Origin of the sequence: Streptomyces sp. NPDC058000 (genome assembly GCF_042886435.1) — a bacterium.
Taxonomy (GTDB): domain Bacteria; phylum Actinomycetota; class Actinomycetes; order Streptomycetales; family Streptomycetaceae; genus Streptomyces.
Window position 1 is genome coordinate 37,932 of sequence record NZ_JBHVQS010000026.1, and the last position, 22,877, is coordinate 60,808.

Here is a 22,877-nt window from a genome sequence, read left to right on the forward strand (position 1 = left end):
GCGAGCGGAGCGGACAGCCGCCCCTGCCGGCATCCGTCACATGCAGGGTCCAGTCGGCCTCGCCCGCTCCGCCGGTGCGATGGGGGTGGCCTTCCGGCGCGGAGCCGGAAGGTGCCCACGTGCGGGGTGTTGCGGCGGGTCGGCTGTCAGCTCGCGAGGACCGCCTTGATCACCGTTGCTTCGCTGACGGCCGTCAGCGCTGTGGCATGCTCGCTCAGCGGATACGACGTCACCAGGTCGCGCAGTCCGAAGCGCGCGGTCAGGGCCGGGAGCAGCTTCACGTACTCGGCCAGGTGTGCTCCGGTGAAGGCCCAGGAGCCGACCACATCGAGCTGGCGGTACACGATCTGGTGCGGGTTGAGCAGGGTGTCACCCGCGTCGGTGTACTGGCCGATGATGAGATACGAGCCTCCCCTGCGTGCGAGCCGCAGGCCCTGCGCGACGGCGCCGGGCACGCCGGCGCACTCGATGACGAGGTCGGCCCCGTCGCCGCCGGCAGCCTCACGTACCCGGTCCAGGACCTGGTTCGGATCCTCGGCTTCGGCGATGTTCAGGTGGACATCGCCGATGCCCGCCGCCGCCGCTGCCTCCAGCCGTCCTGCGGGCCCGCCGACGATGATCACCTTTGCCGCGCCCGCGAGCTGGCTCAGGGCCGCCGCCGCGAGCCCGACCGGGCCGCTGCCCTGTACGACGACGACCTCGCCGAGGCGGACCGGGCGCCGCTCGTACAGCGCGTGGACGGCGGTGGGGCCGGCGCAGGCCAGCGACATGGCGGCGAGCGGGTCGATGGCGTCGTCAAGGCGCACGACGGTGGTGCCCGGGCGCAGCGCGATGTGCTGTGCCCAGGCCCCGTTCAGACCTGGACCGTCGTCCAGTGTGCGGTTGACTCCGTACGTGCGGCGGTTCTGGCACAGGGTGGGCTCGCGGTGCTGGGTGCAGGGGACGCAGCGGCCGCAGGCGATGGACGAGGCCCACATCACGGTGTCCCCGGGCCGCAGTGCAGCGCCGTTCGCGTCGTGTGTGACCCCGTCGGCGAGCTCCCGTACGGTACCCAGTCCCTCATGGCCGAGGACCAGGGGCGTGGGGATGGCCAGGTGGCCTTGTTGGAGGTGGAGGTCGGTGCCGCAGATGCCGCCGTAGGTGCAGTTCACGGTCATGCCGCCCTCGGGAGGTGAGGGGATCCCGAACTCACGCAGAGCCAGCGGTTTGCCGAACTCTTCCAGTACGACTGCCTGGCTTCGTGCGGCTTCACGGGTCTCGCTCATGCCGCCACCGCCCCGAGTTCGTCGAGGAAGGGGGAACCGAGGGGGCGCAGCGGATCGGCGTCGCGGCACACGACGTGCTCAGGGCGCGGCTCGCCCTCCCAGGAGGGCAGGTTCGCGCAGTCGTTGTAGGTGGCGATGAGGAGCCGGCGTGGGAACGGCGACATGTTCGGCGCGGAGCCGTGCACGATCTCCGGCGAGAAGAGGACCACGGAGCCGGCCGGGCCCTTCGGGCTCACCATGCCGTTGTGCTGGGCGAGTTCGGCCAGCTGCTGCGGGGTGAGCGAGATGTCGTCGGGGTCGAGGTGCTGCGCCGACCTGGCGGACGCATCGCGGTCGTCGCGTACGAGCCCGGTGCGGTGCGAGCCGGGGATGTAGATGACGGGGCCGTTGAACTCATCCACGTCGTCGAGGAACAGGCCGACGTTGATCTGGCGCGGGGCCGGGAGGCGGTCGGCGATCCGCCAGGCGGCGTAGTCCTGGTGCCAGGACCACTTCTCGCCGCCGAAGGCAGGCTTGGCGTTGATCTTGAACTGGTAGACGTAGACGTCGTCCGTCAGGAGTTGCCTGGCCGGGGCCAGGATGCGCGGGTCACGCACGAGCGCGGCGAACTCCGGCTGCCTGTGGTGTGAGGCGTAGACCGCGCGGGCCTCGTCGCGGCCCTCCTCCAGTATGAGCTGAGGGCCGGGTACTTCGCAGTCCCGTTGAAATGCCTTGCGCAGGCAGGTGATTTCCCTCTGGTCCAGTAGGGACTCAAAGAACAAGAAACCGTTTTCACGGTATTCCTCGATCTGCGTCTGAGTCAGTTGCATTTCTTGTCGTTCCTCCACTTACTGGTTCTGCGGACCGGACGCATTCAGGTTCGCCGGGGTTCACGCCATGAAGTGGCCGCCGTCTACGATCAGTTGCTGTCCGGTGATGTAGGAGCTGCCGGCGGTGACCAGGAACTCCAGCGCCTCCGCGATGTCCGCGGTCGTGCCGATCCGGTCGCGCGGAATACTGCGGACGATCTCGTCCCGTTTCTCCGGCACGTCCAGGCCGTACCGTTCTGTCACTTCCGGGGTGTCCGTGAATCCGGGGATCAGGGCGTTGACCCGTACCGCCGGGGCGAGTTCCAACGCCAGGCACTTGGTCAGTTGCAGCAGGCCCGCCTTGCTGGCGCAGTAGTTGGCGCCGTCGCGGCGGGGGCGGATCGCCGTCGTCGAACCGACGTTGACGATCGTGCCGCGACCGGCGGACACCATGGCAGGGGCGAGGGCGCGGCACAGCCGGAAGGGGCCGGACAGGTTCGTGGCCAGTACCTCGTCCCAGTCCTCGTCGGTGAGTTCGGCGAAGGGCCGGTCCCTGTTGCGGCCCGCGTTGTTCACCAGCACCTCGGGGGCTCCGTGCTCGTCCAGGATGCGGCGGCAGCCCTCGCGTACCGACGCGGCATCCGCCACGTCGAGGCGCACCGCTTCGATGGAGCCCGCGCCGGCTTCCTCCGCGTCTCGCGCCGCTTCCCGGTCGTTCCGGTAGAGGGCGATCACCCGGTGGCCCAGCGCGCCGAGTCGAAGGCTCAGCGCCAGTCCGATGCCGCGGGTGCCGCCGCTGACGACCGCGGTGCGCGTCACAGGCCGACGCTCGGCGGTGTGAAGCCCGGGGCGCGCCGGACCGGGTGGGCGGTCTCGAAGGCGTGCGCGAAGCGGATCAGATCGGGTTCGCTCCACGCCGTGCCGGCGAAGGTGATACCCACCGGCAGCCCGTGGACGAAACCGGCGGGCACACTGATCGCCGGGTAGCCGGCGTAGCCCACGGCGAGGGCGCTGCCCATGATCGTCGGATCGCCGTTGACCAGGTCCATCTTCCAGGTCGGCGCACCGGTCGGCATCAGCAGCGCATCCACCCGGTGCTTCTTCAGCGCCGCGTCGATGCCCTGGTCCCTGGACACGCGCCGGACCGTCGTCACCGCCTCCTTGTACGCGGCGTCCGACGGCTTTCCCTGGTAGGCGGCCACGGTTTCCAGCATGCTCTGGCCGAAGTACTCCAACTCGGTGTCCGCATGGGCCTTGTTGTAGGCGATGAGCTCCGCCAGGCTGCGCGGATGGGTGCCCGGTGTCCGGGCCAGATACTGCTCGGTGTCGTTCTTCATCTCGGTCATCTGGAGGGTGAGCGCCTCCTGGAAGTCCGTCATCATCCGCTGGGCGGTGGGGATGTCGGCATGGTCGACGATCATCGCGCCGGCGTCCTTGAGCACCTCGATGGCCTGTGCGAGCACGTTGTCCGCGTGGTCGCTGTAGCCGGTGAAGACGTCCCTGACGACGCCGATCCGGGCGCCGCGCAGACCGCCCGGCTTGAGGAAGGGGGTGTAGTCCCGGTGGAAGTGGCCCTCGCTCGCCGCGGTGGCCGCATCGGTGGGGTCGGTCCCCGTGAGTACGCCCAGCAGCAACGCCGCGTCCGCCACGGTGCGGCACAGCGGGCCGATCGTGTCGAAGCTGCGGGCCCCGGGGAACATGCCGGTGCGGCTGACCAGCCCGGTGGTGGGCCGGATGCCGACCACGCCGTTGGCGCCCGAGGGACCCAGGATCGAGCCGATGGTCTCGGTCCCGATGGCTCCCGCGCACAGGCCGGCCGCGGTGGCCACCGCGGGGCCCGCACTGGAGCCGTTCGGCGAGCGGTCGAGCTTGTACGGGTTGCGGGTCTGGCCACCCCGCGGGCTGTAGCCGCTCGACGAGCTGACCAGCGAGGTCAGGTTGCCCTTGCCGAGCGGAACGGCGCCGGCCGCACGCAGCCGGGCGACGACCGTGGCGTCCTGCGCGGGCCGGACGCCCAGCAGTGCGCGCATGCCGTTGCTGGAGTGCATCTTGTCCGCGGTGCCTATGTTGTCCTTGATCAACAGCGGGATGCCGTGCAGCGGTCCGCGGATCTTGCCCGCGCGGCGTTCCGCGTCCAGGGTGGCGGCGAGTTCGAGGGCGTCCGGGTTGGTCTCCAGGACAGCGTGCAGGGCCGGGCCCCGGTGGTTCAGTTCGGCGATCCGGTCCAGGTAGAACCGTGTCAGCTCCACCGAGGTGAGCTTCCCGTCGGCCAACCGGTCCCGCAGTTCGGTGAGGCTCGCCTCGTTCAGGCCGCCGTGCTCGCCGGTCGCGGCGGGCCGGACGGGCGGGTGCCCGCCAGGCGCGTCGGCGGCCCGTGCACGGGGCGCGGACAGACTCAGCAGAGCGGGGGCGGCGGCCGCGGCCGCACCAAGGCCGAGGAGCCTGCGGCGGCGCAGGTCGGCTGTGTCGGAAAGGGGTGTCCCGTCCATGGTCTCGCTCTCCGGATCGGGGATCGGCAGGTTGCCAGGACCGTATGAGGGCACGGTTTTCTTTCGTTATCGGGTTGCTCGCCTACGGGCCGTTCGCCCGGCTCGGGCGGGCGAACGGCCGCCAAGTCGGCTGCCGGGGCCCCGGGTTGCCCTACCGCCGTCCGGAAGGGGGCAGGCGGTAGGGCAGTGGCCCGGGATTACTTGCCGCGGGCGGCGTCCAACGTCCGCAGCCGCTCGGCGAGCACCGCACCGACCGTGTGCAGCGCCTCGCCCTCCAGCAGGTCGTCGTGCGTGGCGGCGACCGGGTGGCAGATGACCTCACCGTCCGTGAGGCGCTGCCATGCCTCGGGCATCGCGGCGTGGTCCGGGCGCCCGACGGTCGTGGTGATCAGCAGCAGATCGCCCTTGAACACCTGCGGCTCGTACCGGCTGGTGTTCCCGACCGTGACGATCATCGCGTCCAGCAGCCGGGAGAGCTGCTCCTCGGTCATGTCGTCCGGCAGGCTGGGCCGGAGCGAGTCGATCACGTCCCTGCGCATCCGCGCCGTGTCCGCCGGCCAGCCGCTGCCCCCGCTCAGATCCGCGTGGAACCGGGCGAGGATCTGGCCGCCGGTGAGCGGTTCGGGGTCGACGTCTCCACCGGGGTAGGCGTCGAGCACGGCCAACAGCTCCACCTCCTCGCCCCGCTCCTGGAGGAGGGCGGCGAGTGCCTGGGCGATGTTGCCGCCCAGCGAGTAGCCCAGCAGCCGGTAGGGACCGACGGGCTGTACCTGCTGGATCCGGGTGGCGTACTCCTCGATCATCTGCGGGAAGTCGACCGGCAGTTCGCTGGTGCCGGTCAGCCCCGGGCTCTGCAGACCGTAGAGCGGGTAGCCGGGGTCCAGCTCCTTGAGCAGGCCGGTGTAGCACCAGCTCAGCGGAACGGTGGGGTGCGCGCAGAACAGCGGCGTACGGTCGCCGGCGGGCCGCAGCGGCAGCAGTACTTCCAGCCCGTCGCCCCGGTGCCCACGGCCGTCGGGCCCGCTGCCGCCGTCCCCGGTGCCGATCCCCGCGGCGAGCGCGGCGACGGTGGGCGCGGCGAACAGGTCCCGGACGCCGAAGTCCGCGCCGAACGCGGTGCGCACCCGGCCGGCGAGCTGCGCGGCCAGCAACGAATGCCCGCCCAGATCGAAGAAGTTGTCATCGATCCCGATCCGCTCCACTCCGAGGACCTCCGAGAAGAGCGCACACAGCGTCTCCTCCCGCGCGCTGCGCGGACCGCGGCCGCCCTCGGTGCCGCTGACGCGCGGCGCCGGCAGTCCCGCCCGGTCCAGCTTGGCGTTGGGGGTCAGCGGCAGGGCGTCGAGGACGACGAAGGCGGACGGCAGCATGTAATCCGGCAGCGCTTCGGCGGCCCGCTCCCTCAGTTCGGCGACGTCCAGGCCGCCCGCACCGGCATCCGGGCCGCCTGCACGGCCCGTACCTGCCGACTCCGGCACGACGTACGCGGTGATCCGCTTGTCTCCGGGACGGTCCTCCCGCACGATGACCACGGCCCGGCCGACGGCCGGGTGCGCGAGCAGGACGTTCTCGATCTCGCCCAGCTCGATGCGGAACCCGCGCACCTTGACCTGGTTGTCGACGCGGCCGACGAACTCCAACTGGCCGTCGTGCCGCCGCCGCACGAGGTCACCGGTGCGGTACATCCGCTCCCCGGTGGCGCTGTACGGATCGGCGACGAACCGGCCGGCGGTCAGCGTCGGCCGGCCCAGGTAACCGCGGGCCAGCCCCCGACCGGCGAGGTACAGCTCACCGGTCACGCCCGCCGGGACGGGCTGCAGCAGGTCGTCGAGGACGTACAACCGGGTGTTGAAGACCGGCCGGCCGATGGGCGTCCGGCCCGAGCCCTGGTGCGGGCCGCAGACCGCGTAGCAGCTGTCCACGGTCGCCTCGGTCGGGCCGTACGCGTTGACCATCCGCCGCCCCTGCGACCAGTACGCGACGACATCCGGCGGGCACGCCTCCGCGCCGACCATCAGCGAGGCGAGCTGCGGAAGGTACCGGCGCGGCATGCCCGTCAGCAGCGCCGGGGGTACATGGGCGTGGGTGATGGCCCGGTCGGCCAGGAAGTCGGCCAGCTCCTCCCCGGCGGGCTGCTCGGCGGGCATGACCAGGCAGGCGCCGGACAGCAGGCCCATGGACAGCTCCGCCACGGAGACGTCGAAACTCGGCGACACCAGTTGGGAGACCCGGCAGCCCGGGCCGGCGCCCAGCCGTTCGGTCTGGTGCGCCGACAGGTTGGCCAGTCCCCGGTGGGCGACGACGACGCCCTTGGGTCGGCCGGTGGAGCCGGAGGTGTAGACCACGTAGGCCGGGTGGTCCGGCAGCAGTCCGGTGGTGCGGTCGGCGTCCGAGGGATCGTGGTCGGTGCCGGATACGAGGTCCGCCACCAGGGACACCGGCGCGCCGGTCCGGGGCAGCCTGCCGGCCGCCCGGTCGCTGGTCAGAACCAGGGCGGGCCGGGCGTCGTCCAGCATGTGCGCGATGCGGTCGGCGGGGTAGTCCGGGTCGACGGGAAGGTAGGCGGCGCCCGTCTTGAGGACCGCGAGAATCGCGACGACCAGGTCGACGGAGCGGGGCAGCGCGAGCGCCACGATCCGCTCCGGGCCGACACCGCGCCCGATCAGGTGGTGCGCCAGCCGGTTCGCCCGCGCATTCAGCTCCCCGTACGACAGCGTGTCGTCCTCGAACTCCAGCGCCGGAGCCCCGGGGTCCCGTGCCACCTGGGCCTGGAACAGCTCCGGGAACGTCGCCACCGGGACGTCGTGCGCGGTGTCGTTCCAGCCGGTGAGCAACCGCTCGCGCTCCTCGGCCCCGAGCACGTCCAGCTCCCCGATCGGCCGGGCCGCATCCGCCACGACCGCGCGCAGCAGCCGCTCCAGCCGCCCGGCGAGTTCCTGCGCCGTCCTCCTCTCGAAGAGGTCCGTGGCGAACTCCACGACGCCGTGCAGCCCGTCGGGCTTCCCGTCCTCGCCCACCCGCTCGGCGAGGTTGAACGCCAGATCAACCTTGGCCACGCCCGTGCCGACGGCCAGGTCCTCGACCGTCAGCCCGGGCATCTCCAGCTCACCGGCAGCCGTCTCGTCCAGCCCCAACGCCACCTGGAAGACGGGGTGATGGGCCAGTGAGCGGACCGGGTTGGCGAGCTCCACGAGCCGTTCGAAGGGCAGGTCCTGGTGGGCGTAGGCGGCCAGGACCGCCTCCCGCACCCGCTCCAGCAGTTCGCCGAAGGTCGGATTCCCGGAGGTGTCGGTGCGCAGCACGAGGGTGTTGACGAAGAACCCGACCAGGTCGTCGAGCGCTTCGTCGGTCCGGCCCGCGGTGGCCGTGCCCAGCGGGATGTCGGTGCCGGCGCCGAGGCGGGTCAGCAGGGTGGCCAGGGCGGCCTGGAGCACCATGAAGACGCTCACCCGGTGCTCGCGTGCCAGCCGCGCGATGTCCTGGTGCAGCGCGACGTCCCACGCGAACTCCACGGTCCCGCCCTGGTGCCCGGCGATGGCGGGCCGGGGCCGGTCGGTGGGCAGTTCGAGCTGATCGGGCAGGCCGGCCAGAGTGTCCTTCCAGTAGGCGACCTGACCGGCGATCACCGACTCCGGGTCGCTCTCGTCACCCAGGACATCGCGCTGCCACAGGGTGTAGTCCGCGTACTGCACCGGCAGCGGAGCCCACACCGGCGCCCGGCCCGCGCGGCGCGCCTTGTACGCGACGGACAGGTCGCGGGCCAGCGGGGCCACCGAAGCCCCGTCACCGGCGATGTGGTGGATCAGCACCAGCAGCGTGTGCTCGTCCGGCGCCGTCTCGAACAGCCATGCCCGCAACGGGATCTCGCGCGTCAGGTCGAAGGCGTACCGGGCCGCCTCGGCGACAGCCGGCGCCAGCTCGTCCGGGGTGAGGCGGGCGCACTCGACGGTGGGCCGCCCCGCCGCACCGTGCCGGATGAGCTGGTGGGGGGTGCCTTCGTCGTGCGGGAAGACGGTGCGCAGGCTCTCGTGCCGTCCGGTCAGGTCGGCCAGCGCCGAGCGCAGCCCCGGTACGTCGAGCGTGCCGGTCAGCCGCAGCAGGAGCGGCACGTTGTAGGTGGGACTGGGGCCCTCCAGCTGGTGCAGGAACCACAGGCGCCGCTGGGCGAACGACAGCGGTATCCGCTCCGGCCGGTCCATCGGGGCCGGGCCGGAGCGTCCCAGGGCGGCGTCGGCCTGGCGGGCGGACACGCCCGCGACCGTCGGCGCCTCGAACAGGTCCCGGACGGACAGTTCGATGTCGAAGGTGGTGCGGATGCGGCTGATCAGTCGTATGGCGAGCAGGGAGTGCCCGCCGAGGTCGAAGAAGTTGTCGTCGATCCCGACGTGTTCGACGCCGAGGATCTCCGCGAAGATGCCGCACAGCACCTCCTCCTGTGCGGTGCGCGGTCCCCTGCCGTCCGGCGCCGCGGCGGTCTCGGGGGCCGGGAGCGCGGCGTGGTCGAGCTTGCCGTTCGGGGTGAGCGGCAGCGTGTCCAGCACGACGAACGCGGACGGCAGCATGTATCCGGGCAGCGTCTCCTCGGCGTGCACCCGCAGCTGCGCGGTGTCCGGCGCCGGGTGGCCGTCCGCGGCCGTGAGGTAGGCGGTGATCCGCTTGTCGCCCGGCCGGTCCTCGCGGACGATGACCGCGCTCCGGCCGACCGAGGGGTGCGCGGCGACCACGGCTTCGATCTCCCCCAGCTCGATGCGGTAACCGCGGACCTTGACCTGGTTGTCGACGCGGCTGACGAACTCCAGCTGGCCGTCGGTGCGCCACTTGGCGAGGTCGCCGGTGCGGTACATCCGCGCGCCGGAGGCCGCGAACGGGTTGGCGACGAATCGGCCGGCGGTCTGGCCGGCACGGTTCAGGTAGCCGCGGGCGAGGAGTTCACCGGCGATGTAGAGCTCACCGGTCACCCCGGCGGGCACCGGCCGCAGCCGGGCGTCCAGGACGTACATCTGGGTGTTCCAGATCGGCCGGCCGATGGTGACGACGCCGCCGGGCGCGCCGGCACCCGGTGCGATCCGGAACTCCGTGCAGCCGACGGTGGTTTCGGTCGGCCCGTACTCGTTGATGACCGTGACACCAGGGTGCCGCTGCCGCCATTCGTCCAGGATCTCGCCGAGGAGCGACTCGCCGCCCAGGACGAGCTGGCCGGTGGGTGAGAACCGCTCGGGCAGGGCCATCAGCAGCCCCAGGTGGGAGGGGGTCGCCTTGACGAACGTGGGGCGCTCGGGCAGTTCATCGGCCGACTCCTCGGTCAGCTCGATGAGCTGTACGCAGCCGCCCGCCGTCAGCGGCCCGAACAGGCCGGTCACGGTCAGGTCGAAGGACACCGGCGAGTGCACCAGCGCCCGGCCGCCAACCGACCCGTAGGCGCTGCGGGCCCACGCCAGGTAGACGTTCAGCGACCGGTGTTCGACGACGACGCCCTTGGGGCGGCCCGTCGAGCCCGAGGTGTAGATCACGAACGCCGGGTTCGTCATGGCCGCCGGCGCCAGGCGGTCCGCGTCCACCGGATCGCGCTCCGGCAGCGCGGCCAGCGCCCCGGCCGTCCCCGGCACGTCCAGCACGGGTACCTCGGTCCGCGGCAGCGTCCGCGCGATCTCCGCGTCGCTCAGGACGAGCACGGGCCGGGCGTCGCCGAGCATGTACGTGATGCGGTCGGCGGGGTAGTCCGGGTCGACGGGAAGGTAGGCGGCGCCCGTCTTGAGGACCGCGAGAATCGCGACGACCAGGTCGACGGAGCGGGGCAGCGCGAGCGCCACGATCCGCTCCGGGCCGACACCGCGCCCGATCAGGTGGTGCGCCAGCCGGTTCGCCCGCGCATTCAGCTCCCCGTACGACAGCTGTGCCCGGTCGTGTGCGACCGCCACCGCGTCGGGTGTCCGTGCCACCTGGGCCTGGAACAGCTCCGGCAGCGTCGCCACCGGGACCTCGTGCGCGGTGTCGTTCCAACCGGTGAGCAGCCGCTCGCGCTCCTCGGCCCCGAGCACGTCCAACTCCCCGATCGGCCGGGCCGCATCCGCCACGACCGCGCGCAGCAGCCGCTCCAGCCGCCCGGCGATCACCCGCGCGGTGTCCCGTTCGAAGAGGTCCGTCGCGAACTCCACCGATCCGCGCATCCCGGCGGGCAGCCCCGCGTCGGTCAACTGCTCCTCGACCGCGAAGGACAGGTCGAACTTGGCCGCCACGGCGGCCAGGCTGTGGTCCCGGGCCTCGATGCCCGGAAGGCCGACCTCGATCTCCTCGTTGTTCTGGAAGGTCAGGATGACCTGGAACAGCGGGTGGTGGGAGAGCGAACGGGCCGGGTTGACGATCTCCACGAGCCGTTCGAAGGGCACGTCCTGGTGGGCGTAGGCCGCCAGGTCCGTCTCCCGTACCCGGCCGAGGAGTTCGGCGAAGGTCGGGTCGCCGGAGGTGTCGGCGCGCAGCACGAGGGTGTTGACGAAGAACCCGACCAGGTTCTCCATGGCGTCGTCGGTGCGCCCGGCGATCGGCGAGCCGATCGGGATGTCGGTGCCCGCGCCGAGCCGGGTCAGCAGTGCGGCGATACCCGCCTGCACGACCATGAACAGGCTCGCCTGATGCTGCCGGGAGAGCCGCACCAACCCCTCGTGGAGGTCCGCGTCCCACTGGAAGGCGACGCTGTCGCCCTGGAAGCCGGCGATGGCGGGCCGGGGCCGGTCGGTGGGCAGTTCGAGCTGGTCGGGCAGGCCGGCCAGCGTGTCCTTCCAGTAGGCGACCTGACCGGCGATCACCGACTCCGGATCGCTCTCGTCACCCAGGACATCGCGCTGCCACAGGGTGTAGTCCGCGTACTGCACCGGCAGCGGAGCCCACACCGGGGCCTGGCCGACACAGCGCGCCCGATAGGCCGCCGAAAGGTCGTGCAGGAGCGGGCCGATCGACGCGCCGTCGCTCGCGATGTGATGGGCCAGCAGCAGCAGGAGATGGTCGTCCTCGGCCAGCGTGAAGACATGGGCCCGCAGGGGCACTTCGTCCGTCAGGTCGAAGGGACGGCTCATCGCCTCCCGCACCGCCGCGTCCAGACCGTCCTCGTCGGCAACGACGACCTCGACCACCGGGCGGGCCGCGGCGCCCTCCAGCACCCGCTGGTACGGCGTGCCGTCGGCCTCCGGGAAGATCGTCCGCAGACTCTCATGGCGCTCCGTGAGGTCGGCGATTGCGGTACGCAGCGCCGCGATGTCGAGTGCGCCGGAGAGCCGCAGCGCCAGCGGCACGTTGTAGGTCGCGCTGGGCCCCTCCAGCTTGTGCAGGAACCACAGGCGGCGCTGGGCGAACGACAGCGGCACCCGCTCGGGCCGCTCGGCCGCCCGGGTCAGCACGGGCCGCGCTCCCGCCACCGCGTCCAGCCGGGCGGCGAGTTGCGTCACCGTCGGTGCCTCGAACAGGTCCCGCACGGACAACTCCACATCGAACGTGGCCCGGACCCGACTGATCAGACGCATCGCCAGCAGGGAGTGCCCGCCGAGGTCGAAGAAGTTGTCATCGATCCCGGCACGCTCGACACCCAACACCCCGGCGAAGATCCCGCACAGGATCTCCTCACGCGCCGTACGCGGCTCCCGACCACCCACAGCCGCAGTGAACTCCGGAGCAGGCAACGCAGCAGTGTCGACCTTGCCGTTGGGCGTCAGCGGCAACGCGGCAAGCGTGACGAACGCCGCCGGAATCATGTACTCCGGAAGCGACTCAGCCAACCCGGCCCGCAACCCGGCCGAGTCCGCATCGATGCCCGCACGCAGGACGACATGGGCGACGATCCGCCGATCGCCAGGCTGATGCTCACGGACGGTCACCACAGCCTGAGCAACGGCCGGCTGAGCCGCCAACGCATTCTCGATCTCGCCCAACTCGATACGGAATCCGCGGACCTTGACCTGCGTATCGGCGCGTCCCACGAACTCCAACTGCCCGTCAGCACGCCGGACGGCGAGGTCACCGGTGCGGTACATCCGCGCACCAGGCGCCCCGAACGGGTTGGCGACAAAACGGGTTGCGGTGACACCGGGCCGTCCCAAATAGCCACGGGCCAACCGGGCTCCCGCGATGTACAGTTCACCGGCCACACCCACCGGCGCCAGACGCAGCCGCTTATCAAGGATGTATGCCTGGGTGTTCCAACCCGGCCGGCCGATCGGCGGCGCCTCACTCCCCCGGAGCCGGTCGCTCGCCGTAACCCACACCGTCGCCTCGGTCGGGCCATACCCGTTATGGACAGCGTGGTCGGCCGACCACCGGCCGGTGACCGCGCCGGTGACCGCTTCGCCGAGGGTGAGCAGCGTCCGCAGTGCGGGCAGCGGCCGCACCGGCATACTCGCCAGCGCCGCCGGCGTCGTTGCCGCGTGAGTGATCCGCAACTGTGCCAGCGCCTCGGTCAGCGCCTCCCCCGCCAACGGACCGGCAGGCGGAACCACCAGACAGCCACCGGAACCGAACGCCAACCACACCTCCAGCAGAGACACGTCAAAGCTGGGCGAGGTCAGTTGCAGCACCCGACTGTCAGGCGTCGGCCGCCAGCGGTCAGCCATATCCGCGACGAAGGAAGCCATACCGGTGTGCGGGACGACGACGCCCTTGGGGCGGCCCGTAGAACCCGACGTGTAGATGACATAGGCAGGGTGGTCCGGCCGAAGCGGGGAACGGCGGTCGGCGTCCGACGGGTCGTGTGCCGGGCCCTGAACCAGGCCGTCCAACATCATCACGGGCGGTCCGGAATCCGGCAGGCGCCCGGACGAAGCCCCGTCGGCCAGCACCAACACCGGACCGGCATCCTGCAACATGTAAGCGATGCGCTCGGCAGGGTAGCCCTGGTCGACAGGCAGGTAGGCGGCGCCGGTCTTCCAGGTGGCGACGATCGCGACGACCATGTCCAAGGAACGCGGCAGCGCGAGCGCCACGACGCGCTCGGGACCCGCACCCCGACGGATGAGCTCATGTGCGAGGCGGTTGGCGCGGGTGTTCAGTTCCGCGTAGGTCAGGGCCGTTTCGCCCTGCTCAAGGGCCGGCGCATCCGGCGTCCGCGCCACCTGCGCCTGGAACAGATCCGGCAGAGTCGCCGGGGCAATCGCACGGGCAGTGTCGTTCCAGGTGCCCAGGACCTGCTCCCGCTCCGTCTCGCTGATCAGCGTGACCCGGTCGAGCGGCAGGTCCGGCGTCTCCATCACCGAGGTGAGCAGCGCCCGCACCCGGTCGAGGAGGCCGGTGGCGCTCTCCCGGTCCATGAGGTCGGCGCGGTGGTCGAGGCGCAAGGCGAGCCTGTCGCCCACCAGGTCGCCCACGAGGCTGAGGGCGTAGTGCGTGGCGTCCCGCCCGTCGACCTCGGTCAGTCGCAGCCCGGCCACGGGAGCCTCGTCTTCGGCCACGCCCAGCGGATAGTTCTCCAGCAGCGCGGTGGTGTCGAAGAGTTCACCGGCACCGGCCAGCTGCTGGATACGGCCCAGCCCCAGGTGTTGGTGCGGTAACAGGGCGCTCTGCTCCTCCTGGAGCCTTACGAGGTTGTCCAGCAGCGACTGCCGCTGGTCCAGCCGCACCCGGACGGGAATGGTGTTGATGAACAGCCCGACCATCGACTCCGAGCCGGGCAGCTCGGCCGGGCGGGTGGACACGGTCGTACCGAACACCACATCGTCCCGGCCGGTCAGCTGGGCGAGCGCGACCGCCCACGCGCCGTGCAGCAGGGTGCTCATCGTCAGCCGCCGCTCGCGCACCGCCGCGGTCAGCCGCGCGGTGGCCTCGTGCGACAGCTCCAGCTCGACCCGGCCCGGTATCTGCGGCGTCCGGTCGGCGGCCGCCACCAGCGTCGGTTCGTCCAGGCCCCGCAGCGCCCGCTGCCAGGCGGACTCCGCCGCGGCCTGGTCCTGCCGGCCCAGCCAGGCCAGGTAGTCGCGGTACGGCGTGACCCGCGGCAGCCCCGCCGGGCTGCCCTGCTGCCCGTACAGCGTGAACAGTTCGTCCAGGACCAGCGGCATCGACCAGCCGTCGAGGAGGATGTGATGGCAGGTCAGTGCCAGGCAGTAGCGGCGGTCGGCGAGACGGTGCAGGGTCAGCCGCAGCAGCGGTGGCCGGGCCAGGTCGAACCGCTCGGCCCGGTCGGCGGCCAGCTGCCGTTCCAGCTCCGCGTCCTGGCCGGCCGGCCCGCCCGCGGCCCCGGTCAGATCGCTCTCCCGCCACGGCAGCGCCACCGTGCGGTGGATCACCTGGATCGGCTGACCGTTCTTGCGGGTGCGGAAACCGGCGCGCAGGTTGGCGTGCCGGGCCAGCAGCGTGCTGGCGGACGCGCGCAGCGCGGCGGCGTCCACCTCGCCCTCGATCCGCAGTACGAGCTGCACGTTGTAGATGTCGGGTGCCTGCCCGTCATACAGCGCGTGGAACAGGAACCCCTCTTGCAGCGGCGCGAGCGGCAGGACGTCCTCAAGTGCGGACTGAGTCTTCACAGCGTGTCCAATTCGGCTTCAAGGTCATCGATTTCGTCCTGGCTCAGCGATTCCAGGGACAGGTCGGAGGGGGTGAGACCACCGGCGTTCGGGTCCTCGCAGTGGGCCACCAGTGCGGTCAGTGCCGCGAACCAGCTCTCGGCGAACGCATGGACGTCCTGCTCGGCCAGCAGGTCCCGCGGCCAGTTCCAGGTGGCCGAGAGCCGTGGCCCGTCGGGCAGGTCCTCGGTCACCGCGTTGATCACCAGCGCGTGACCGGCCGGCATCCGGGGGTCGGCGCCGGGCGGGGTCGGGGCGTCGGCGTCGAGGTCCCAGTCGGCGGTGGCGCCGCCCTCTGCGACGGTCAGGCGGCCCAGGTAGTTGAAGCCGATCTGCGGGGTGGGCAGCCCCGACAGTTCGGCGGCGGCCGTGGGGTTGAGGTGTCGCAGCAGACCGAAGCCGATGCCGTGGTCGGGGACGGCCCGCAGCTGTTCCTTGATCTGCTTCACCACCTGGCCCATCCCCGGGCCGCCGGCCCACACCTCGTCCCGGTCGAACGGCCCCGGATCGAGCCGCACCGGATACAGGCTGGTGAACCAGCCGACGGTGCGGCTCAGGTCCACACCGGGCACGATCTCCTCCCGGCCGTGCCCCTCCAGATCGATCAGTACCTGGCTGCCAGCCTCGCCGCGGCCCCGGCGCCGGTCGACGACGGCCAGCGCCAGCGCGGTCAGCAGGATGTCGTCGATCCTGGCGTGGAACGCCTCCGGCACCGTGGTCAGCAGGGCCGTCGTGGTCGGTGCGGGCAGGGTGAGGGTCAGCGACCGGGTGGTGCTTCCCAGGTCCCGGGTGCGGTCCAGCGGCCGGCTGCCCAGCAGCGGCTCCTTGGTTGCCAGCATCCCGGTCCACAGCGGCAGTTCGGCAAGCCGCTCGGGACGCTGCGCAGCCGCCGACAGCTGCCGCGCCCACTGCCGCAGGGATGTCCCCGTGCGCTCCGGGGACGGCTGCCCGCCCGCTGCCACCGCACGCCAGGCGGCGGCCAGATCCGGCAGCAGGATGCGCCAGGACACCCCGTCGACGACCAGATGATGCAGCGTCAGTAGCAGTCGGCCGGGGGCGGCGGGCCCGGCGTCGAACCACACGACCTGCACCATGGCGCCCTCGCGCGGCCGCAGCCGGGCCCGTGCCCGCTCGCCCTCGGCGGCCATCAGGTCGGCCAGTTCCGCGCCGTGCAGCCCTTCGGCGTCGATCCGCCGCACACAGTCCTCGGCCGCCACCTTGCCGCTGGGGAGCACCTCGTGCTCCCAGCCCGGCAGCCCGGCGCCGTCGTCCGCCGGAAGCTCCGTGAGGCGCATCCGCAGTGCGTCGTGGTGGTCGAGCAGCGACTGCACCACGTCGACGAGTTGCTGCTGCGCCAGCTCTGCCGGGACCTGGAGCACCATCGACTGGTTGAAGCCGTCCACCGGCGCGTCCAGCTCCCGCAGCCAGTGCATGATGGGCGTCGGCGGCAGCGTACCGACCGCGTCCTGCGGATCCTCGGCGGCGGCCGCCGGCAGACCGGCGGCGAGCGCGGCCAGCGCCTCGACGGTCTGGTGGCGGACGATCTCCCGCGCCGTGAGCACGATGCCCTCGTTCCGCGCCCGGGAGATCACCTGGATGGACAGGATGCTGTCCCCGCCCAGCGCGAAGAAGCTGTCGTCGACACCGACCCGGGGCAGGTTCAGCACCTCGGCGAAGATCCGGCAGAGCGTCTCCTCGCGTGCGGTGCGCGGCGCCCTGGTGCCCACGGCCGCCGCGAAGTCCGGTGCGGGCAGCGCCCGGACGTCCAGCTTGGCGTGGGCGGTGAGCGGCAGCTCGTCCAGTTCGAGGAACGCGGCGGGCAGCATGTAGTCGGGCAACTGCCCGGCCAGGTGCGCCCGCAGCGCGGCGGCGTCCACCGCGGCGTCTTCGGCCGGTACGACATAGGCGACGATGCGCTTGTCGCCCGGCCGGTCCTCGCGGACGATGACCGCGGTGTCCGCCACCGCCGGGTGACCCGCCAGGGCGTTCTCGATCTCACCCAGCTCGATGCGGAAACCGCGGACCTTGACCTGGTGGTCGACGCGGCCGACGAACTCCAGCTGACCGTCGGCCCGCCAGGTGACGAGATCACCGGTGCGGTACATCCGCGCACCGGGCGCGCCGAACGGGTTGGCGACGAACCGCGCGGCGGTCATCCCCGGGCGGCCCAGGTAGCCGCGGGCCAGCTGGACGCCCGCGAGGTACAGCTCGCCGGGCACCCCGGCCGGCACCGGTCGCAGCGCGGCGTCGAGGACGTACACCTGGGTGTTCCACACCGGGCGGCCGATCGGCGGGGCCACCGGCTCGGACAGCGCCGGGCTCGACGTCACCCAGACCGTCGCCTCGGTCGGCCCGTAACCGTTGACCATGCGGCGCCCACCGGCCCAGCGTGCGACGACCTCGCCGGTGAAGGCATCCCCGCCGACCGTCAGCGTCCGGAGCTCCGGCAGCGGCGCGGCCGGCATACTCGCCAGCGCGGCGGCCGCCAACGCCACGTGGTTGATGCGGAGTTCGGCCAGGTGCTGGGCGAGCACCGCACCGGCGAGCGGCCCGGCCGGGGGAATCACCAGGCAGGCGCCGGACAGCAGCGCCAGCCACATTTCGAGTACCGACGCGTCGAAACTGGGCGACGCGAACTGCGCCACCCGGCTGCCCTCCTCTATGCCGCAGCGGTCGATCTTGTCCGTCGCGAAGCTGGCCATACCGGTGTGCGCGACGACGACGCCCTTGGGGCGACCGGTGGATCCGGAGGTGTAGATGACATACGCCGGGTGCCCCAGCAGCAGTGGCGCGGTCCGGTCGGCGTCGGTCGGATCGGTGTCGGGCCGGTGCGGCCAGGCGTCGGCGTCGCCGGGCACGGCCAGCGTGGGCAGGCCCGGCACCGGCGGCGCGACGTCGTCGGCCGTGGTGAGGACGAGGACCGGTTCGGCGTCGCGCAGCATGTAGTCGATGCGGTCGGCGGGGTACTCCGGGTCGACGGGCAGGTAGGCGGCGCCGGCCTTGAGGACCGCGAGCACGGCGACCACCAGGTTCAGGGAGCGCGGCAGTTGCAGTGCCACGATCCGCTCGGGGCCCGCGCCCCGGTTCATGAGTTCATGCGCCAGCCGGTTCGCCCGGGTGTTGAGCTCCGCGTACGTCAGTGTCCGGCCCTCGTGCTCGACCGCCGGGGCGTGCGGAGTGCGGGCGGCCTGCGTCCGGAAGAGGTCCGGGAGGGTGGTCGGCGGCACCTCGCGTGCGGTGTCGTTCCACTCCACCAGCAGCTGGTGCCGCTCGGCCGGGGACAGCACGTCCAGCGTGGCGACGGGCAGCGAGGCGTCCGCCACGACGGCCCGCAGCAGCCGCTCCAGCCGCTCGGCCAGTACCCGGGCCGTCTCCCGGTCGAAGAGGTCGGTCGCGAACTCCACCGTGCCCGCCAGCCCCGCCGGAGCGCGCTCGGCGGAGTACAGCTCCTCCATGTTGAACGCCAGGTCCACCTTGGCGGCACCGGTGTTGACGTCTTCCAGTCCCGCCCGCAGACCGGGCAGGGCGAGCTGGGCTTCCTCAGTGTTCTGGAGGACCAGCATCACCTGGAACAACGGGTGGTGGGCCAGGGAACGGGTGGGGTTGACGAGCTCCACGAGCCGTTCGAAGGGCACGTCCTGGTGGGCGTAGGCCGCCAGGTCCGTCTCCCGTACCCGGCCGAGCAGTTCGGCGAAGGTCGGGTCGCCGGAGGTGTCGGTACGCAGCACGAGGGTGTTGACGAAGAAGCCGACGAGGTCTTCCAGGGCGTCGTCGGTGCGCCCGGCGATCGGGGTGCCGATGGGGATGTCGGTACCCGCACCGAGCCGGGTGAGCAGCGCGGCGAGGCCGGCCTGCAGCACCATGAACACACTGCACTGGTGCGCGCGGGCCAGCCGGGCCACCCCGGCGTGCAGTTCGGCGTCCCAGGCGAAGGCGACATTGTCGCCCCGGTAGCCGGCGACGGCGGGCCGTGGGCGGTCGGTGGGCAGCTCCAGCTCCTCCGGGACACCGGCCAGGGCCGTGCGCCAGTGGTCCATCTGGGCGCGGATCACGCTGTCCGGGGCGTCCTCGTCGCCCAGGGTCGCCTGCTGCCACAGCGTGTAGTCCGCGTACTGCACCGGCAGCGGTGTGAAGGCGGGTGCGGAGCCGGCCAGCCGCGCGGTGTAGGCGACGCTCAGATCATGGGCGAGCGGCGCCAGCGAGGCGCCGTCGGCGGCGATGTGGTGCGCGAGGATCAGCAGGGCGTGCTCCTCGGGTGCCGTGGTGAACACCCAGGCCCGCAGCGGGATGTCGCGGGTCAGGTCGAAGGCGTGCCGGGCGGCCGCGGTGATCAGCTCCGGGGCCTGCCCGTCGTCGGTGTCGACGACCTCGACGACGGGCCGGGCCGCGGCGCCGTCCAGCACCAGCTGGTACGGCTTGCCGTCGACGTCCGGGAAGACCGTGCGCAGACTCTCGTGGCGTCCGGTCAGATCCGCCAGCGCCGCCCGCAGCGCCGGGACGTCCAGTTCCCCGCTCAGCCGCAGCAGCATCGGCACGTTGTACGTGGCATTCGGTCCCTCCAGCTTGTCGAGGAACCACAGCCGCCGCTGTGCGAAGGACAGCGGGATCCGCGCGGGCCGCGCCGCCGGCTCCAGCGCCGCCCGTGCGCCGGCCGCTCCGTCCAGCCGGCGGGCCAGGCCGGCGACCGTCGGGGCCTCGAACAGGTCCCGGACCGCCAGTTCCACCCCGAAGGCGGCGCGCACCCGGCTGGTCAGCCGCGTCGCGAGCAGCGAATGCCCGCCCAACGCGAAGAAGTCGTCGTCGGCCCCGGCCCGTTCGATGCCGAGGACCTCGGCGAAGATGCCGCACAGGATCTCTTCGCGTGCGGTACGCGGCTCCCGGGAGCCGGTGCTCGGCGCGCTGTCGGGGACCGGCAGCGCCGCCCGGTCGACCTTGCCGTTCGGGGTCAGCGGGAGAGCGTCCAGCACCACGAAGGCGGCGGGCAGCATGTACTCCGGCAGGAGGGTGGCCGCGTGGCGCCGCAGCGCGGCCGCCGCCGGTGCCTCGCAACCGCGGGCCGGCACCACGTACGCCACGATGCGCTGGTCGCCCGGCCGGTCCTCCCGGACCAGCGCCGTGACCTGCCCGACGGCCGGATGCCCGGCGACGGCCGACTCGATCTCACCCAGCTCGATACGGAAGCCACGGACCTTGACCTGGTGGTCGACGCGGCCGACGAACTCCAGCTGCCCGTCGGCGCGCCACCGCACCAGGTCACCGGTGCGGTACATCCGCGCGCCGGCGCCGCCGAACGGGTTCGCCACGAAACGCTCCGCCGTCACCGCGGGCCGTCCGCGGTAACCGCGCGCCAGGCCCCGCCCGGCGAGGTACAACTCGCCCGGCACTCCTACCGGCAGCGGCCGCAGCCGCGTGTCCAGCACATACGCCTGGGTATTGCCGATCGGCCGGCCGATGGGGGCACCGCCCTCGCCGGTGATGTCCGCGAGGGTCGACCAGATGGTCGTCTCCGTCGGGCCGTAGAGATTGGTCACGCTCGCGGCGTGGGTGGCGAGGGTGTGTGCCAGCGGGGTGGGCAGCGCCTCGCCGCCGACGAGGATCCGCAGCCCGTGCAGCGCCTCGGGGAACTGGTCCACCAGCCCCTGCCACAGGGAGGGGGTGGCCTGCATGAACGTCGCACCGGAGGAGGCCAGCAGCGCGGCCAGACGCGGAGTGTCGCGCACCTCCTCGGAGGTGGCGAGCCGGACGGACGCGCCGCAGATCAGCGGCAGGTACAACTCCAGTCCCGCGATGTCGAACGCGATGGTGGTGACGGCGAGCAGCCGGTCCGAGGGCTGCGGAGTGAACACCTGCCGCATCGCGCTGAGGAAGTTGACCAGGTTCCCGGCCGAGACTACGACGCCCTTGGGGCGGCCGGTCGACCCGGAGGTGTAGATCGCGTACGCCGGGCTGTCCGGTGTCGTCCCGGCCGGCCGCTCGGCCCCGGTGAGGCGGCCGTCCGGCAGGTCCGCCAGCACCGCCGTGGTGTCCGGCGCGTCGAGCACCACCAACCGCGCGTCGGTGGCGGGGAGTTGGCGCGCGAGGGCCCCGGTGGTCAGCACGCAGACCGGGGCCGCGTCGGCGAAGACGTAGGCGAGGCGGTCGGCGGGGTGGTCCGGGTCGACGGGAAGGTAGGCGGCGCCGGTCTTGGCGACGGCCAGCAGCGCGACGGGAAGGTCGGCGGACCGGGGCAGTGCGAGAGCCACATAACTCTCCGGACCGACGCCATGGGTGCGCAGCAGGCGCGCCAGCCGGTTGGCGCGGGCGTCGAGTACCGCATAGCTCAGGCACACGTCCTCGCAGCGCACCGCGTCGGCATCGGGTGTCCGGTCCGCCTGGGCCTCGAACAGCTCCCGCAGGCTCGCCGCCGGCGCCTCGTGATCCGTGGCGTTCCAGGTGACGAGCTGCTGGTGGCGCTCCTCCTCAGACAGCACCGCCAACTCCCCGACCGGCCGCGCCGGATGGGCGAGTGCCGCCCGCAGCAGCCGCTCCAGCCGCCGCACCATCAGCTCGGCGCTCGCCTTGTCGAACAGCTCCGTGGCGAACTCCACCTCGACGGCGATCCCCTCGGGTTCGCCCGCGGAACTCAGCCGCTCCTCCAGGTCGAAGGAGAGATCGAACTTCGCCACCCCGGTGTCGACACCGTCCAGCTCGGCCCGCAGCCCCGGGAACTCCGGCGCGGCCTTGGCGTTGTTCTGCAGGATCAGCATCACCTGGAACAGCGGATGCCGCGCCAGCGACCGGAGCGGATTGACGATCTCCACGAGCCGTTCGAAGGGCACGTCCTGGTGGGCGTAGGCCGCGAGATCGATCTCCCGTACCCGGTCGAGGAGTTCGGCGAAGGTCGGGTCGCCGGAGGTGTCGGTGCGCAGCACGAGGGTGTTGACGAAGCAGCCGACGAGGTCTTCCAGCGCCTCGTCGGTGCGCCCGGCGATCGGCGTACCGATGGGGATGTCGGTACCCGCACCGAGCCGGGTGAGCAGCGCGGCGAGGCCGGCCTGCAGCACCATGAACACACTGCATCCCCGGTCGTGCGCCACCCGCACCAGGTCCCGGTGCAGCCCGGCGTCCCAGGACAGCGCGACACTGTCGCCCCGGTAACTGGCCACGGCCGGCCGCGGCCGGTCGGTGGGCAGCTCCAACTGGTCGGGCAGCCTGTCCAGCGTCTTCTGCCAGAAGGCGACCTGCTCGCTGATCACACTGTCCGGGTCGTCCTCGTCCCCGAGGACCTCCCGCTGCCACAGCGTGTAATCGGCGTACTGCACCGGCAGTTCGTCCCACTGCGGCGCCGTGCCCGTACTGCGGGCGGTGTACGCCACCGACAGGTCCCTGGTCAGCGGGGCGAGTGATCCCCCGTCGGCGGCGATGTGATGCACCAGCAGCAGCAGGACGTGTTCGTCCGGTGCCGTCGCGTACAGCCACGCCCGTACCGGGATGTCCCGTGTCAGGTCGAAGGCGTGCGAGGCGGCCTCCCGCAGCAGCGCGGGCAGCCGCTCCGCGGCGGTGCGGACGGTCTCGACCGCCGGACGGGACGCGTCGGCGGCGAGTACCTGCTGGTGGGGGCTGCCGTCGCGGTCGGGGAAGACGGTCCGCAGGCTCTCGTGCCGCTGCACCACGTCATGGAGCGCGCCGTGCAGCGCCATGACGTCCAGGTCGCCGGTCAGCCGCAGCAGCAGCGGCAGGTTGTAGGTCGCGCTCGGTCCCTCGAACTGCTGGAGGAACCACAGTCGGCGTTGGGCGAATGACAGCGGAATCATG

The 22,877-nt window shown here is 72.1% G+C and carries 6 protein-coding genes; all 6 read right to left on the bottom strand.

The window, feature by feature from the left end:
* Nucleotides 1-146: 146 nt before the first annotated feature.
* The 6 genes from ACFVT2_RS24015 to ACFVT2_RS24040 all read right to left on the bottom strand — a co-directional run bounded on the left by ACFVT2_RS24015 (nucleotide 147) and on the right by ACFVT2_RS24040 (nucleotide 22,876).
* Entirely contained in the window at nucleotides 147-1,265 is a 1,119-nt protein-coding gene (locus ACFVT2_RS24015) for a zinc-binding dehydrogenase (protein ID WP_390021227.1), read from the bottom strand.
* Nucleotides 1,262-2,074 carry a phytanoyl-CoA dioxygenase family protein gene (locus ACFVT2_RS24020; RefSeq protein WP_390021228.1) on the bottom strand — a complete coding sequence of 271 codons (813 nt, stop codon included), beginning with the start codon at nucleotides 2,072-2,074 and terminating at the stop codon, nucleotides 1,262-1,264. The genes ACFVT2_RS24015 and ACFVT2_RS24020 overlap by 4 nt, the downstream gene beginning before the upstream one ends.
* Before the next feature lie 60 nt (nucleotides 2,075-2,134).
* The gene (locus tag ACFVT2_RS24025) at nucleotides 2,135-2,872 is read right to left on the bottom strand and encodes an SDR family NAD(P)-dependent oxidoreductase (RefSeq protein ID WP_390021230.1); all 738 of its coding nucleotides are present in this window, start codon (nucleotides 2,870-2,872) and stop codon (nucleotides 2,135-2,137) included.
* Complete coding sequence (locus ACFVT2_RS24030) at nucleotides 2,869-4,542, bottom strand: amidase (RefSeq protein ID WP_390021231.1); 1,674 nt, start codon at nucleotides 4,540-4,542, stop codon at nucleotides 2,869-2,871. Before ACFVT2_RS24030 ends, ACFVT2_RS24025 begins: the two co-directional genes overlap by 4 nt.
* Nucleotides 4,543-4,739: 197 nt before the next feature.
* Complete coding sequence (locus ACFVT2_RS24035) at nucleotides 4,740-15,044, bottom strand: amino acid adenylation domain-containing protein (protein WP_390021232.1); 10,305 nt, start codon at nucleotides 15,042-15,044, stop codon at nucleotides 4,740-4,742.
* Nucleotides 15,041-22,876, bottom strand: coding sequence for an amino acid adenylation domain-containing protein (locus tag ACFVT2_RS24040; protein WP_390021233.1), 7,836 nt, complete (start codon nucleotides 22,874-22,876; stop codon nucleotides 15,041-15,043). Before ACFVT2_RS24040 ends, ACFVT2_RS24035 begins: the two co-directional genes overlap by 4 nt.
* Nucleotide 22,877: the final 1 nt, after the last annotated feature.

Coding starts and splice junctions, on each gene's coding strand:
- ACFVT2_RS24015 (WP_390021227.1), bottom strand. CDS start 1,265: ATGAGCGAGACCCGTGAAGCCGCACGAAGCCAGGCAGTCGTACTGGAA.
- ACFVT2_RS24020 (WP_390021228.1), bottom strand. CDS start 2,074: ATGCAACTGACTCAGACGCAGATCGAGGAATACCGTGAAAACGGTTTC.
- ACFVT2_RS24030 (WP_390021231.1), bottom strand. CDS start 4,542: ATGGACGGGACACCCCTTTCCGACACAGCCGACCTGCGCCGCCGCAGG.
- ACFVT2_RS24040 (WP_390021233.1), bottom strand. CDS start 22,876: ATGATTCCGCTGTCATTCGCCCAACGCCGACTGTGGTTCCTCCAGCAG.